Consider the following 13,241-nt stretch of genomic DNA (forward strand, 5'->3'; position numbering starts at 1 on the left):
CACCCGCACACGACAGCACAGGGTTGCAATGGGAACGCTCGAATCGCCCGCAAGTCCACCGGGCAAAGGCCCGGTACTCCTCGCACTCCGCTACTACGGACGGGAGTTGGTCCGCCTCAAACGGCTGACCGCACCCGCGATGCTGCTCCCGGCGCTGGGCAACATCGGCATCAACTACATCGCGCCGCTGATCGTCGCCAAGCTCGTCGGCCGCATCGCCGGAGGCGCCAGCGCCACCGTCGACGCGATGCTGCCGTACGTCCTCTCCTTCGCCGGGGTCCTGCTCCTCGCCGAGGCGCTGTGGCGCCTCGGCCTGCACTGCCTCAACCGCCTCGACGCCCGCGGCATCGAGCACCTGTACGTGGTCGGCATGGACGAACTGTTCGCCAAGGACGCCGCGTTCTTCCACGACAACTTCGCCGGTTCGCTGACCAAGCGGGTGCTGAGCTTCGCCTCCCGCTTCGAGGAGTTCGTCGACACCCTGACCTTCTCGGTCATGGGCAGCTTCGTACCGCTGGTGTTCGCCTCCGTGGTGCTGTGGCAGTACGACCCGCTGCTCGTGGCTGGACTCCTGGTCCTGATCGCCGTGACGGCGCTGGGCGTGGCGCCGCTGATCCGGCGCCGCCAAGGACTCGTCGCCCAGCGCGAGGAGGCGATCGCCCGGGTGTCGGGCCACGTCGCCGACAGCCTGATGAACATGGACACCGTCCGGGCCTTCGCCGCCGAGGAGCGCGAGGCGGCCGAACACCGCTCGCGCGTCGCCGAGTCGCGCCGGCTCACCCTGCGCTCCTGGGACTACGGCAACCTGCGCATCGACACGCTGGTCGCACCGATGTCCGTCCTGACCAACGCGCTGGGCCTGCTGCTCGCCGTCACGCTCGGCGGGGGAGAGCACGGCGTGGAGGCGATCATCGTCGCCTTCACCTACTACGCCAGCGCGACGCGGATCATGTTCGAGTTCAACCAGATCTACCGCCGGCTGGAGAGCTCCATGACGGAGGCCGCCCAGTTCACCGAACTGCTGCTCACGCCGCCGACCGTCCTCGACCCGGCCGTCCCCGAGCCGCTGCGGCCCGGTTCCTCCGACGTCCGCTTCGAGCGGGTCACCTTCGCCCACGGCGGTGGCGAGCCGCTCTTCGACGGCCTCGACCTGAACGTGCCCGGCGGGACGAAGATCGGCCTCGTCGGCCGGTCCGGGGGCGGCAAGACCACGCTGACCCGGCTGCTGATGCGGATGACGGACATCGAATCCGGCCGGATCCTGATCGGCGGCCAGGACATCACCCGACTGCGCCAGGCCGACCTGCGCAGCCTGATCGCCTACGTCCCGCAGGACCCGGCGATGTTCCACCGCACCCTGCGGGAGAACATCGCCTTCGCCCGGCCGGACGCCACCGAGGCCGAGATCCGCCGTGCGGCCGAGGCGGCGCACGTCACGGAGTTCACCGACGCACTGCCCGACGGCTTCGACACGATGGTGGGCGAGCGCGGCGTCAAGCTGTCCGGCGGACAGCGCCAGCGCGTCGCGCTCGCCCGGGCGATCCTGCGCGACGCGCCGATCCTGCTCCTCGACGAGGCGACCAGCGCCCTGGACTCGGAGAGCGAGATCCTCGTCCAGGAGGCGCTGTGGCGGCTCATGGAGGGCCGGACGGCCCTCGTGGTGGCGCACAGGCTGAGTACGGTCGCGAACATGGACCGGCTCGTCGTCCTCGACCGCGGACGCATCGTCGAGCACGGCACGCACCAGGAACTGCTCGCCTCGGAGGGCGCCTACGCGAAGCTGTGGCAGCACCAGTCGGGGGGCTTCCTCGACGACACCTCGCCGGTGCGTTCCGACCTGCGCTGACCGCGGGCCCGGCCTGCCGGGCCCGCCCCGTGATGCGCCGTCCCCGTCGCGCGGCGCGCATCACGGGGCGGGCACGAACCCGTTCACCAGCCGCACGCATTCGTCCTCCTTCTCGAAGAACACGACGTGCCCGGCGCCGATCTCGGCGTAGCGGCTGTGCCCGATCGCCGCGAGCGGGGCGCGGCTGCTCTCCACCGGGACGGTGATGTCCTGGGCGGACACATGGCGGCCGCTCCTGCTGGTGCGGTTCGGCGCCGGCGCCCTTCGCTCGGCTCCGCCCACAGTGCCGCCGCCGTCCCCCGGGAGGGAGAGGGCGCTCGAACCCAGTGCTGTGACCGGAAAGGGTCACCGGGTCGCGAGGCCCGGCACGGCACCTCGCCGCGTTGCCGGACCGCGCAAGTACGTCCAGTACGAGCCGCGGCCCTCCGCCTCGCCCTCCTCCGCCCCCGCTGAGGCGTCCCACCCGAGAGCGGTAGCCACCCTTCGAGGGTGGATATGCGTATTTTGTTCTGATATGAGCATCCCTGCTGAAAGCCGCGGCGCCCCGGGGCGGCGCCGGCTGCTCCGGGTGGTACTGACCGGCACGGTGGCCCTGGGGGCCGGCCTGGTGGCCGGTTCCCCCCGCACCCCCGGGGCCCCCGTCACGCCGGGCCCCGGAAGGGTCCGGCCCGCCACCCCAGCGTCCGCGCTGCGGGAACTGGAGACGGGCAACGCGCGCTGGCGGACCCTGCACGAGCGGCACCCCGACGAGACGCGGACCGTCCGCCAGACGCTGGTCGGCGGCCAGCACCCCTTCGCCGTCGTCCTCGGCTGCGTCGACTCCCGCGTCCCCCCGGAGCTGGTCTTCGACCAGGGGCTGGGTGATCTGCTGACCGTTCGGTCGGCGGGCGAGGTCCTCGACGAGGCGGTGCTCGGCAGCATCGCCTACGGAGTCCTCGAACTGGGCATCCCGCTGGTCGTCGTCCTCGGCCACCAGTCGTGCGGGGCGGTCGCCGCGGCCGTCCGGGCCGACGAGGGCGGAGCCCCGCTGCCGGGCCACATGCAGTACCTGGTCGACCAGATCCACCCGGCGATCGACCGCACGCTGCGCGGGGCCGCGCGGATCGACGCGGCGATCACCGCGAACGTACGGCTGGTACGGGAGCGGCTCGCCGCGGTACCGGAGCTCGCCGCCAAGGCCGCGGCCGGGCACCTGGCCGTCATCGGAGCCCGGTACGAACTCACCAGCCAGCGGGTGCGCCGGATCGGCTGACCCGCCGGGCCGGCGGGCCGGCGGGACGGGTAGGTCCGGCCCGGTCGGCACGAATCCCAGTTCGTCAGCACCGGGAGGCCCGCACCGCACGTGCGGGTGATTGTTTCCCGTCCGGGTGCCTTTGGGCGCTCAAGACGCCCGGCGGCCGGGAGAGTTGATACATGATCATCGAACCCGTGCCCGCGCCCGACCCCACGCCCGGCCCCTCCGGCGAGCCCGCCCCGGCGCCCTCCCGCCGCCCCTCCCGCCGTACCGTCATCGGCGGTGCGGCCGCCGTCGCGGGAGTCGGCGCCCTGTCGGTCGCCGCCGCCTCCGCCGGGACCCCGCAGACACCGTCCGGCTCCGCGCGCCCCGACTGGGAGACCTGCCTCACCATCGCCCGGGCCGTCCTCGTACGCGACGAGGACGACGAGCCCCTGGTGCCCCGTTACTCCGACATCCTGCTGAAGAACGGCCTGCCCCGGTCCCGTACCCGCAAGAAGGTACTGATCGTCGGCGCCGGGCCCGCCGGGCTTACCGCCGCCCACCTGCTGCGCGAGGCCGGACATCAGGTCACCGTCATCGAGGCCAACGGCAACCGCGTGGGCGGCCGGATCAAGACCTTCCGTACCGGCGGCCACGAGAAGTCCGCGGCCCCCTTCGCCGACCCGAAGCAGTACGCCGAGGCCGGCGCGATGCGCATTCCCGACAGCCACCCCCTGGTCACCGGGCTGATCGACAGTCTCGGCCTGAAGCGCCGGCGCTTCCACCTGGTCGATGTCGACGGGTCCGGCCGCCCCGCCTACCGTACGTGGATCTTCGTCAACGGCATCCGCGTCCGCCGGGCCGACTACGCGCGCAGCCCGCAGGCCCTCAACAAGTCCTTCGGGGTGCCGGCGGCCTACGAGGCCCTGCCCGCCGCGCAGATCGTCCGCAACGCCTTCGCCCCCGTACGCAAGGAGATCGAGGGCAAGAAGGACAAGCAGCTCGTCGAGGGCTGGGCCCGCGTGATCCAGCGCTACGGCCACATGTCGATGTACCGCTACCTGACCGAGGAGGCGAAGCTCGACGAGCGGACGATCGACCTGATCGGCACCGTCGAGAACCTCACCTCCCGCCTGCACCTCGCCTTCGTGCACAGCTTCATCGGGGCCTCGCTGATCAGCCCGGACACCGCCTTCTTCGAACTGCCCGGCGGCACCGCCACCCTGGCCGACGCCCTCTACGCCCGCGTCGACGACCTCGTCCGGCTCGACCGCCGCGCCACCCGGATCACCCACGGGGAGGGCGGGGTCAGCATCGAGACCGTCTCCGAGGGCCGCGGCGGCAGCCCCGTGCGGCGCGAGACCTTCACCGGCGACACCGCGATCATCACCGTGCCCTTCTCCGGGCTGCGCCACATCCCGGTCGCGCCCGCGCTCTCGTACGGCAAGCGGCGCGCGATCACCGAGCTGCACTACGACGCGGCGACCAAGGTCCTGCTCGAATTCAGCCGCCGCTGGTGGGAGTTCGACGAGGCCGACTGGAAGCGGGAGCTGGAGGCGGTCCAGCCCGGCCTGTACCGCAAGTACCAGCTCGGGCAGACCCCGGCGGACGGCACCCTGCTCGGCGCGCACTCGTCCGTGTCCGACCGCGGCATCTCCAGCGGGCAGCGGGCGCACTACGCAGCCTGCCGGGCGGTCACCCGGGACCAGCCCGAGGCGGCCCACGTCATCGGCGGCGGCTCGGCCACCGACAACCCCAACCGCTTCATGTTCCAGCCCTCCTACCCCGTCGAGGGCAGCGCGGGCGGCGTCGTGCTCGCCTCCTACAGCTGGTCGGACGACGCCCTGAAGTGGGACTCCCTGGACGACGAGGAGCGCTACCCGCGCGCGCTGGCCGGGGTGCAGGAGGTGTTCGGGCAGCGGATCGAGGTGTTCTACACCGGCGTCGGGCGCACCCAGTCCTGGATGCGCGACCCGTACGCCTACGGCGAGGCCTCCGTGCTGCTGCCCGGCCAGCACACCGAACTCTTCCCCCACGTCCGCAAGGCCGAGGGCAACCTGCACTTCGCCGGGTGCCACACCTCCATCAAGCCGGCGTGGATCGAGGGAGCCCTGGAGTCCGCGGTGCGCACCGCCCTGGAGGTCCACTCGACCCTCTGACAGCCGCGGCCGGCGGGCGCCTCAGCTCTCGGCGAGCACGATCAGCCAGTCGTGCTCGCCGAAGCGGACCCGCTGCCCCTTGTCCGGATTGAGCCGCACCCCGTACGCGGGGCCCACGGCGGCCTCGGCGCGCAGCCGGTAGCCGACCGCGCATTCGCGGCGTCGGCGGGCGGACTCGACGAGGGTCGCGAACGCCACCTCGCGATCGGTGCGCACGTAGTCCGCGACCGGCTTCAGATGGAGCTCGTTCCCCTCCGCCTCGAACAACTCCTCGAAGACGCCGGCGAGATAGGGGCTCTCCGAGATCTGGGTCATGAGGAGGCTGATCAGCCGGCCGCTGACGATGAAATCGGCACCCTCCCGGGCGGGCGCCAGCAGCCGGTTGCCGTCGTCGGACATCTCCGTGGTGAGCGACAGCTCGCGCCCGGCCGCCTCCCCGATGGCCCGCAGGTGCAGCAGGGTGACCAGCGTCCGGTCGTCCGTCTCCGTCCCGGTCTCCGGAGCGAGGCCGAGGTCGATCGCGCGGGCGGGCGGCAGCACCGCCGCGTGGGGCACCGGCCCGTGGCCCGTCTCGCCGATGACGATCACGCTGTCGTAGGAGGGCACGTCCAGCTTGGCCAGCAGCCCGGGATCGGTGATGTCCCCGCTGCGGAAGGCCACTTCGAGGCGGCCGCGCGTCCCCGCGACGCCGGCGGCGGCACGCGTCCTCACCTCGTCGGCGAGCGATACGACGTCCAGCGTGGTCCCGGGGCCGACGAACTGGTCGAGCTGCTCCACGAGGAGTGGCGCGCGGCGGTTCCAGCCGAGGAGGAGCAGCCGAGCGGCCTCGGCCGTCCTGGGGCGGGCCGTGACGATCGCGTCCTCCTCGACCCACGGGGACGCGTCCGCCGGTACGGCCGTGTCGTCGTCCTCGGAGATGAGGACGATCCGGTCGCCCGCGCCGATCACCGTACCGGGGTCCGGATTGAGCGCGACGCCGCCGCCGGCGTACAGCACACCGACCACCGAGGACGTCGTGAACGCCAGCAGGGCCTCGCCGAAGGTGCGTCCGGCGAGGCCCTGGGCGGCGGCGGTGTAGAACTCGTCGCCCGCGAAGTCGAGGAGTTCCTGGTAGACGAGCGACAGACCGGGCTCGCGGGCGGTCTGGACGAGGAGCCGGGCGATGATGTCGTCGACGCACAGGACGTGCCCGCCGGGCCCGGCGGCCAGGCGGGCGGTGAGATGGTTGCGGGTGTCGCGCACGGCGGCGACCACCACCGCCCCGCCGGGCTCGGGGACCGCGGCGCCGAGGGCGAGCAGTGTCTTCACCACCTGGGCGTCACCGGTGTCCCCCTCGGGGGGCAGGACGAGCACGGCCTTCGCGGTCCGCGGACTCACCCGGGCCAGCTCCGCGGGGTCGGTGGTGCGGCCGTTGCGGCAGATGATCCGCGTCCTGCCGGTTCCGGTTCCGGTGGTGGTTCCGGTGCCGCTTCCCGCGACGGAGGTGGAGATCTCCTCCTCCATCTCCACCTTGTCCTTCGGGGCGAGGACGGCGATGGCCGACCTGCGCCGGTTGGCGTTCGCGGCCACCAGCTCGCCGACCACCGGGAAGATCTGGTCCGACCAGCCCAGCAGCACGGTGTGCCCGGATTCCAGCACGGTGGAGTGGCCGCGGCGCAGCTGCATGATGCGCCGGTTGATGCCGGTGGTGATCAGACCGACCAGCGTGGACACGAACAGCAGGGCGGTCAGGGCGAGGGCCACGGAGGCCAGTACGTAGAGGGGGGACCCGACCGCGCCCCCGATCTTGAGCGTCTGCCCGACACTGACCCAGACGGCGGTGAGCCGGCCGGAGAGGGTCGCCGGGGCGGCCCGGTCGGCCCAGACGAGCACCGTGCTCGCCGGGACCACGACGGCGAGACAGGCCAGGGCGAACCAGCCGATGAGCGCGGTGGTCCCCCCTGCGACCAGATGGTCGAACCGGTACCGAAGTCGCAGCCGTAAGGACGTCGTGTGCCGCTGCGCCATGAGACCTCCCTCGCCTTCCGCGCTGCTAACCCGCGGGCGCCCGCCCGGTTACGGGTGAACCGCCCCCGGAGCGTGCCCGGTCAGGAGTCCAGGGCCGCGATGACCTCGTCCGTGGTGCTGACCTTGCCGATGCGCGGGAAGATCTTGCCGAAGGTGTGGGCGTGCGAGTCGGGGTCGGTGTCGGCGGTCGCGTCCTCCGCGAAGACCAGGTCGTAGCTGAGCTCCCACGCCGTACGGGCGGTGGACTCGACGCCGACGCTGGTGGAGATCCCGGCCAGCACGATGCGGTGGATGCCGCGGCGGCGCAGCTGGAGGTCGAGTTCGGTACCGGTGAAGGCGCCCCAGTGGCGTTTGGTGACGACCACGTCCCCGAGGGCCGCCAGCTCGGCCGGGATCTCGGAGAAGGCGGCGGGCGGGGCGGCGGCCGGACCGGGGCGGTCCACGTTCGCGGTGGGCAGGTCACCGCCGTCCGGGGACCACGCCACCTTGACCAGGACCACGGGCAGCCGGTGGGCGCGGAACGCCTCGGCGAGCGCGATCCCCTTCCCCAGGATCTCGGGGGTGGGCTTCGCGGCGGGCCGCTCGAGGATGCCCGTCTGGAGGTCGATGAGCACGAGGGCGGTGTCCCCGCCGAGGGTGAGGGGGTGGGCTTCGGCGGTCATCTGTTCTCTCCTGGGAGGCGGTGGGGGAGCGCGGGCCGACAGGCCGGCGCCGCACATAGAATGGGAACGTGAGTACGAATATGGGGGAATCCCGGCCTGCCCTGACGGCCGACCTGACCGGGGCCGAGCTGCTGCGCTGGTACTGGACGCTGGCCGAACTGAGCACGCTCGCACGGGAGATGGGAATCCCGGCCGGCGGCGGCAAGGCGGCCGTCACCGCGCGGCTCGCCGCCGCCCTCGACGGACTTCCCGCGCCCGTCGCCCCGGCCGCCCCCGCACCCCACCGCGCCGGCCGCCAGCTGGCCGCCCCCGTCACCGGTGCGACCGTGATCCCGCCGGGCCAGCGCTGCAGTCAGGTGCTGCGCGCGTACTTCGTCCGCGAGATCGGACCCGGCTTCCACTTCGACGCCTTCATGCGGGACTACGTCGCCGGGCACGCGGGGCACACCCTCGCCGAGGCCGTCGCCCACTGGCACGCGACCCGCGCGCGGGCGGCCGAACCCCAGGAGGTGGGGGCGCAGTTCGAGTTCAACCGGTTCCTGCGCGCCTGGCACGCCCAGCACCCGGACGGGGCCCGCGCGCAGGCCCTGGCCGCGTGGCAGGCTCACCGGGCCCGCCCCCGCGACTGAGCCGGGACACACCCCGGCACGTCACGCGCGTTCGTAGCGCAGCAGGACGACACCGTTGCCGAAGGCGTGGGTGTCCGTGTGCCGCAGGGCCACCGGAGCGTAGTCGAGGGTGGGGAAGAGCGGCGTGCCACGCCCGATCCGCACCGGGTGCACGTAGATCCGGTACGCGTCCACGAGGTCCTGGCGCAGGAAGGAGGCGGCGAGATGAGCCCCGCTCAGCGTCAGGTCGCCGCCCGGGGCCGCCTTGAGCGCGGCGACCTCCTCGGGCACGACGTCCCGCACGACCGTGGTGTTCCACTCGGCCGACCGCAGGGTGCGCGAGTACACGTACTTGGGCATGGACCGCCAGATCTCGGCGAACTCGGCCACCGTGCCGGCGTTCGCGGGATCGGCGTCGGCGGTCGGCCAGTAGTCCGCCATCAGCTCGTGCGTGACGCGTCCGCTGAGGAAACCGCCCATCGGGCGGAGCACGTCGTTCATGTGCTGGTGCAGCTCTTCGTCGACCTGGTGCCAGCTGATGTCCCGGTCCGGCCCTTCGATGAACCCGTCGAGCGACACCCCCGCCATCAGCACGATCTTCCTCATGGCCGACCACGGTACGCCCCGGGAGCGCCCGGCGGCGGGAGCGGCGCGGGCCGCGGTGATACTGGCCGGTGTGAAGACCGAAGACGTGAAGCCGGAAGACGGGGACACCGTGCTGTTCCACACCGACGGCCGGACCGGGGTGGTCACCCTCAACCGCCCCAGGGCCCTCAACGCCCTCACCCACCCCATGGTGATCCGCATCGACGAAACCCTCGCCGCATGGGCGGCCGACCCGGCCGTCCAGCAGGTGCTGATCCGCGGCGCCGGTGAGCGCGGCCTGTGCGCGGGCGGGGACATCCGGGCCATCCACGACGACGCCAAGGCCGGGAACACCGCCTCCGCCGGCTTCTGGCGCGACGAGTACCGGCTCAACGCCCGCATCGCCCGCTATCCCAAGCCGTACGTCGCCCTCATGGACGGCATCACCATGGGCGGCGGCGTCGGCGTCTCCGCCCACGGCTCGGTCCGCATCGTCACCGAACGCTCCCGCGTCGCCATGCCCGAGACCGGCATCGGCTTCGTCCCCGACGTCGGCGGCACCTACCTGCTCGGCCGCGCGCCCGGCCACCTCGGCACCCACCTCGCCCTCACCGGCACCGCGGTCGGCGCCGCCGACGCTCTGCTGTGCGGGCTCGCCGACCACTTCGTACCGGCCGAGCGGCTCCCGGAGCTGACCGCCGCCCTCGCCGGCGCACCCGCCCACGAGGTGCTGCCGCGGTACGCCGAAACCCCCGGGCCCGGTGAACTCGCCGGCCGGCGCGGCTGGATCGACCGCTGCTACGCGGCCGACACGGTCGAGGAGATCGTGGAACGGCTGCTCGGCCAGGGGGAGCCCGCCGCCAAGGAGGCCGCCGAGACGATCCTGGCCAAGTCCCCGACCGCCCTCAAGGTCACCCTCGCCGCGCTGCGCCGGGCCGCGGAGCTCGGCCCGCTGGAGCGGGTGCTGGCCCAGGAGTTCCGGGTCTCCTGCAACGGGCTGACCGCGCCCGACCTGGTCGAAGGCATCCGGGCGCAGGTCGTCGACAAGGACCGCGCCCCGCGCTGGTCCCCGGCGACCCTGGCCGAGGTGACCGGGGCGGACGTGGAGCGTTTCTTCGCCCCGCTCGGGGAGGACCGCGAACTGCGCCTGCCGCCGCCGGACGGCCTCAGACGCGGCTGAGCCGCATCTCCAGGCCGTCCAGGACCCGCTGGAGTCCGTAGTCGAAGTTCTCCTCGCGCAGCTTCCGCGGGTCCCGGCCCTCCCCACACTCCTGCTCGCTCCGCCCGCCGCGGGCGAGCCGCGAGAGGTGGACGGCCTCGCCGGCCGTGGCGCCGACCACGTAGGCGATGACCGCCTTCATGGCCCGGTCCGCCTCGTCCGCCGGGAAGCCGGCCGTCCGGAAGAGCGCCAGCATCCGTTCCCCCACGCGCGTCAGGTTCGGCCCGAGCTGCGCCGGCCCGACCCGGCCGAGCACCGAGGCCACCCAGGGGTGGCGCAGGGCCATCGCGCGCAGGCCGTGGCCGCCGCGCGAGACGGCATCGCGCCACTCGGCGGGGCTCGCCGCGCCGGGCACCTCCAGCTCGCCGTAGACCTCGTCCACGACCAGCTCGATCAGCTCGTCCTTGCCGGTCACGTGCCGGTACAGGGAGGTGGCGGCGGCGCCCATCCCGGTACCGAGCCTGCGCATGCTCAGCGCGTCGATGCCCTCGGCGTCGAGCAGCCGGACGGCCGCCGCGACGATCTGGGCCCGGCTGAGGGCGGGCTGCTGCTCCTTGCGGCGCGGGCGCGTCCGCTCGTCTGCTGACATGCCGCCAGCCTAGCCGACGGTGCGAACGCCGTACGCAGCCTGTGTACGGCGTCCGGCGCCGTGCTACGCGCCCAGGTACTCCCGCAGATGACGGGCGGTCAGGGTGTCCGTCCCGGCCATCGGGTCCGCCGGAGTTCCCTCGAAGACGACCTCGCCGCCGGCGTGGCCGCCGCCCGGGCCGCTCAGCGGTAGCCCGTGGTGTTCGCGGGGCGGTCCGGGTCCTGCACCTCGACCATGTAGCGCCAGGCGTCCGGGCGGCTCCCGTCGACGTCCGTGAAGCCGTACTCCCGGGCCAGCTGCCCGCTGGAGAGGGACCGGCCGTTCCAGCGGGCCACCTCCGGGTCCGCGGCGAGGGCCGCGACCGCCCGGCCCACGTACGACGGGGTCTCGGAGATCCCGAAGTGCGGGACCTCGGCCAGCGCGTCCCGCCAGTTCGCCTCCGTCACCCCGAAGGTGTCGAGCATCATCTCCGAGCGCAGCCAGCCCGGCGTCAGCGCCACCGCCGTCGCCCCCCGCGGCCCCAGCTCGTGCCCCAGCGCGAACGCCATCCGCAGCACCGAGGACTTGGCGATGTCGTAGAAGAAGGAGACCCGGTAGCGGCTCGCGTTGTACTCGGCGGTTCCGTCCGTCATCTCCACCACCAGACCGCCCGGCTCGCGCAGCAGCAACGGCACCGCGAAATGGCTGGTGATGGCATGGGTCTCCACGGCCAGCCGCATCAGCCGCAACCCCTTGTCCAGGTCGTGCTCCCAGACCGTGCTGTCCCACTCGAAGAGCAGCTCCCCGCCCCAGATGTCGTTGACCAGGACGTCCAGGCGCCCCTGCTCCGCGTCGATCCGGCCGACCAGGGCCCCGACCTCCGCCGGCACCAGATGGTCGGCGACCACGGGGATGCCCCGCCCGCCCGCCGCGGTGACCAGCTCGGCCGTCTCCTCGATCGTCTCGGGCCGGTCGTACTCCGACCGCCGGCCCCGGGTGCTGCGCCCCGACACGTACACGGTCGCACCCTGCGCGCCCAACTGGACGGCGATGCCCCGGCCCGCGCCGCGCGTCGCCCCGGCCACCAGTGCCACCCTGCCCTCAAGAGTCCGCTGTGTCTCCGGCATGCCCCGACCCTACGACGGCGACCGCCACCAGAGACAGCGACAGCCCGGCCGCCGCCAGAGCCAGCGCCGGGCCCGGCCCCCACAGGGTCCAGGCCGACCCGAACAGCAGGGAACCCGCGAACCGGGCCAGCGCCTGGGCCGTCTGGAGCACCGCGAGCCCGGTCGTGCGCAGCTCCGCGGGCAGCAGCGGCCCGGCGGCCGCCATCAGCACCCCGTCGGTGGCCGCGTAGAACAGGCCGAGCGGCGCGAGCACGCCGGCGACCAGCAGCGCCCCGGCCGGCAGCGGGGACAGGAGCAGCAGGCAGGCACCGAGCAGCAGCACGTGCCCGCCGAGGAAGACCCGGCGCCGGCCCAGCCGGTCGGCGAGCCGGCCCACGGGCAGCGCGGCCAGCAGGAAGACGGCCGCCGTGCCGACGGGCAGCAGCGGGAAGTACGCGGCCGACAGGTCGAGCCGGTGCTGGAGCAGCAGGTAGAGGAAGGCGTCGCCGACGGTGAACAGGCCGAGCACGACGGCGGTCAGACAGAGCTCCCGCAGACCGGGCAGACGCAGCAGGGTGCGTACCGGGGGCAGGGCAGGACGGGCCCGGTCCGGGGCGGGAGTCCGCGCAGGGGCCTCCCGGACGAAGAGCGCGAGCAGCACCACGCCCAGGACGGCGACGCAGCAGCTCACGGTGAACACGGCCTCGTACCCGTCCACCGCCACCCACAGCACCCCGAACGCGGCCAGCGGCCCCAGCAGGGCGCCCGCCGTGTCCAGCGCGCGGTGCACCCCGAAGGCGCGGCCCTGCTCCCCGGGCGGGACGGACAGCGAGATCAGCGCATCGCGCGGCGCGGTGCGCAGGCCCTTGCCGGTCCGGTCGGCGGCGAGCACCGCCGCCACCGACCAGGGGGTGGCGACGGTGAGCAGGGCCGCCTTGCAGGCGGCGGAGAGCGCGTAGCCGGTGCCCGCGACGAGCTTGTGGCGCCGGGTGCGGTCGGCGATCCGGCCGCCCGCGAGGCGGAGCACCGCGGTGGCGCCCTGGTGCAGACCGTCCAGGGCGCCGAACGCGAGCGGGGACATGCCGAGTCCGGCCATCAGGTACAACGGCAGGACGGCGGTGACCATTTCCGCGGAGACGTCCGTGACCAGGCTGACCAGCCCGAGCGCGAACACCGTGCCGGGGACGGCCCGCAGGGGGCCCTTCGGGGCCGGGGTGTCCCCGGCGATGTCCGAGGCCCGGCTGGTCGACAGGTACACGGATGCC

General features: G+C 73.5%; 12 protein-coding genes. 5 read left to right on the forward strand and 7 right to left on the reverse strand.

Going from position 1 to position 13,241, the window contains the following annotated elements:
• The first annotated feature begins 28 nt into the window (after positions 1-28).
• Entirely contained in the window at positions 29-1,846 is a 1,818-nt protein-coding gene (locus ACZ573_RS06180; protein WP_471299698.1) for an ABC transporter ATP-binding protein, read from the forward strand.
• 60 nt (positions 1,847-1,906) lie between these two features.
• Here the strand turns inward: ACZ573_RS06180 and ACZ573_RS06185 are convergent, their stop codons facing one another.
• The gene (locus ACZ573_RS06185; RefSeq protein ID WP_471299701.1) at positions 1,907-2,068 is read right to left on the reverse strand and encodes an alpha/beta fold hydrolase; all 162 of its coding nucleotides are present in this window, start codon (positions 2,066-2,068) and stop codon (positions 1,907-1,909) included.
• 292 nt (positions 2,069-2,360) lie between these two features.
• Between ACZ573_RS06185 and ACZ573_RS06190 the strand changes: the two genes are divergently transcribed.
• Positions 2,361-3,098 carry a carbonic anhydrase gene (locus tag ACZ573_RS06190; protein ID WP_471299704.1) on the forward strand — a complete coding sequence of 246 codons (738 nt, stop codon included), beginning with the start codon at positions 2,361-2,363 and terminating at the stop codon, positions 3,096-3,098.
• Positions 3,099-3,259: 161 nt separating this feature from the next.
• The gene (locus ACZ573_RS06195; RefSeq protein ID WP_471299709.1) at positions 3,260-5,221 is read left to right on the forward strand and encodes a flavin monoamine oxidase family protein; all 1,962 of its coding nucleotides are present in this window, start codon (positions 3,260-3,262) and stop codon (positions 5,219-5,221) included.
• 21 nt (positions 5,222-5,242) lie between these two features.
• Here the strand turns inward: ACZ573_RS06195 and ACZ573_RS06200 are convergent, their stop codons facing one another.
• Together ACZ573_RS06200 and ACZ573_RS06205 are read right to left on the reverse strand one after the other, a co-directional pair.
• Complete coding sequence (locus ACZ573_RS06200) at positions 5,243-7,228, reverse strand: CASTOR/POLLUX-related putative ion channel (protein ID WP_471299711.1); 1,986 nt, start codon at positions 7,226-7,228, stop codon at positions 5,243-5,245.
• Positions 7,229-7,308: 80 nt separating this feature from the next.
• Entirely contained in the window at positions 7,309-7,890 is a 582-nt protein-coding gene (locus ACZ573_RS06205) for an isochorismatase family protein (protein ID WP_471299714.1), read from the reverse strand.
• A 68-nt stretch (positions 7,891-7,958) separates the two neighbouring features.
• Here ACZ573_RS06205 and ACZ573_RS06210 point away from each other — a divergent pair, with 68 nt between their 5' ends.
• The gene (locus tag ACZ573_RS06210) at positions 7,959-8,519 is read left to right on the forward strand and encodes a DUF6434 domain-containing protein (RefSeq protein WP_471299717.1); all 561 of its coding nucleotides are present in this window, start codon (positions 7,959-7,961) and stop codon (positions 8,517-8,519) included.
• Positions 8,520-8,540: 21 nt separating this feature from the next.
• Here ACZ573_RS06210 and ACZ573_RS06215 read toward each other — a convergent pair whose 3' ends face one another.
• Positions 8,541-9,104, reverse strand: a complete 564-nt coding sequence (locus ACZ573_RS06215) for a dihydrofolate reductase family protein (RefSeq protein ID WP_471299720.1) — start codon at positions 9,102-9,104, stop codon at positions 8,541-8,543.
• On the opposite strand from ACZ573_RS06215, the gene ACZ573_RS06220 reads away from it, so the two are divergent.
• A complete protein-coding gene (locus ACZ573_RS06220; protein ID WP_471299723.1) occupies positions 9,103-10,263 on the forward strand; it encodes an enoyl-CoA hydratase/isomerase family protein in 1,161 nt (386 codons plus the stop codon). The two genes, ACZ573_RS06215 and ACZ573_RS06220, sit on opposite strands and share 2 nt — an antisense overlap.
• Here the strand turns inward: ACZ573_RS06220 and ACZ573_RS06225 are convergent.
• From ACZ573_RS06225 to ACZ573_RS06235, 3 genes are all read right to left on the reverse strand, one after another.
• Positions 10,250-10,891, reverse strand: coding sequence for a TetR/AcrR family transcriptional regulator (locus ACZ573_RS06225; RefSeq protein WP_471299724.1), 642 nt, complete (start codon positions 10,889-10,891; stop codon positions 10,250-10,252). The genes ACZ573_RS06220 and ACZ573_RS06225 overlap by 14 nt on opposite strands.
• Positions 10,892-11,073: 182 nt before the next feature.
• Entirely contained in the window at positions 11,074-11,997 is a 924-nt protein-coding gene (locus tag ACZ573_RS06230; RefSeq protein WP_471299726.1) for an SDR family oxidoreductase, read from the reverse strand.
• Positions 11,972-13,234: an MFS transporter gene (locus ACZ573_RS06235; protein WP_471299728.1), complete on the reverse strand. Its 1,263-nt coding sequence runs from the start codon at positions 13,232-13,234 to the stop codon at positions 11,972-11,974. The genes ACZ573_RS06230 and ACZ573_RS06235 overlap by 26 nt, the downstream gene beginning before the upstream one ends.
• Positions 13,235-13,241: the final 7 nt, after the last annotated feature.

This window comes from Streptomyces sp. NPDC040545, from assembly GCF_055595065.1.

Bases quoted from the DNA above. Each gene is read 5' to 3' on its own strand.
- ACZ573_RS06180 (WP_471299698.1), top strand. From the start codon at position 29: ATGGGAACGCTCGAATCGCCCGCAAGTCCACCGGGCAAAGGCCCGGTA.
- ACZ573_RS06190 (WP_471299704.1), top strand. From the start codon at position 2,361: ATGAGCATCCCTGCTGAAAGCCGCGGCGCCCCGGGGCGGCGCCGGCTG.
- ACZ573_RS06195 (WP_471299709.1), top strand. From the start codon at position 3,260: ATGATCATCGAACCCGTGCCCGCGCCCGACCCCACGCCCGGCCCCTCC.
- ACZ573_RS06200 (WP_471299711.1), bottom strand. From the start codon at position 7,228: ATGGCGCAGCGGCACACGACGTCCTTACGGCTGCGACTTCGGTACCGG.
- ACZ573_RS06205 (WP_471299714.1), bottom strand. From the start codon at position 7,890: ATGACCGCCGAAGCCCACCCCCTCACCCTCGGCGGGGACACCGCCCTC.
- ACZ573_RS06220 (WP_471299723.1), top strand. From the start codon at position 9,103: ATGGCCGACCACGGTACGCCCCGGGAGCGCCCGGCGGCGGGAGCGGCG.
- ACZ573_RS06215 (WP_471299720.1), bottom strand. From the start codon at position 9,104: ATGAGGAAGATCGTGCTGATGGCGGGGGTGTCGCTCGACGGGTTCATC.
- ACZ573_RS06225 (WP_471299724.1), bottom strand. From the start codon at position 10,891: ATGTCAGCAGACGAGCGGACGCGCCCGCGCCGCAAGGAGCAGCAGCCC.
- ACZ573_RS06230 (WP_471299726.1), bottom strand. From the start codon at position 11,997: ATGCCGGAGACACAGCGGACTCTTGAGGGCAGGGTGGCACTGGTGGCC.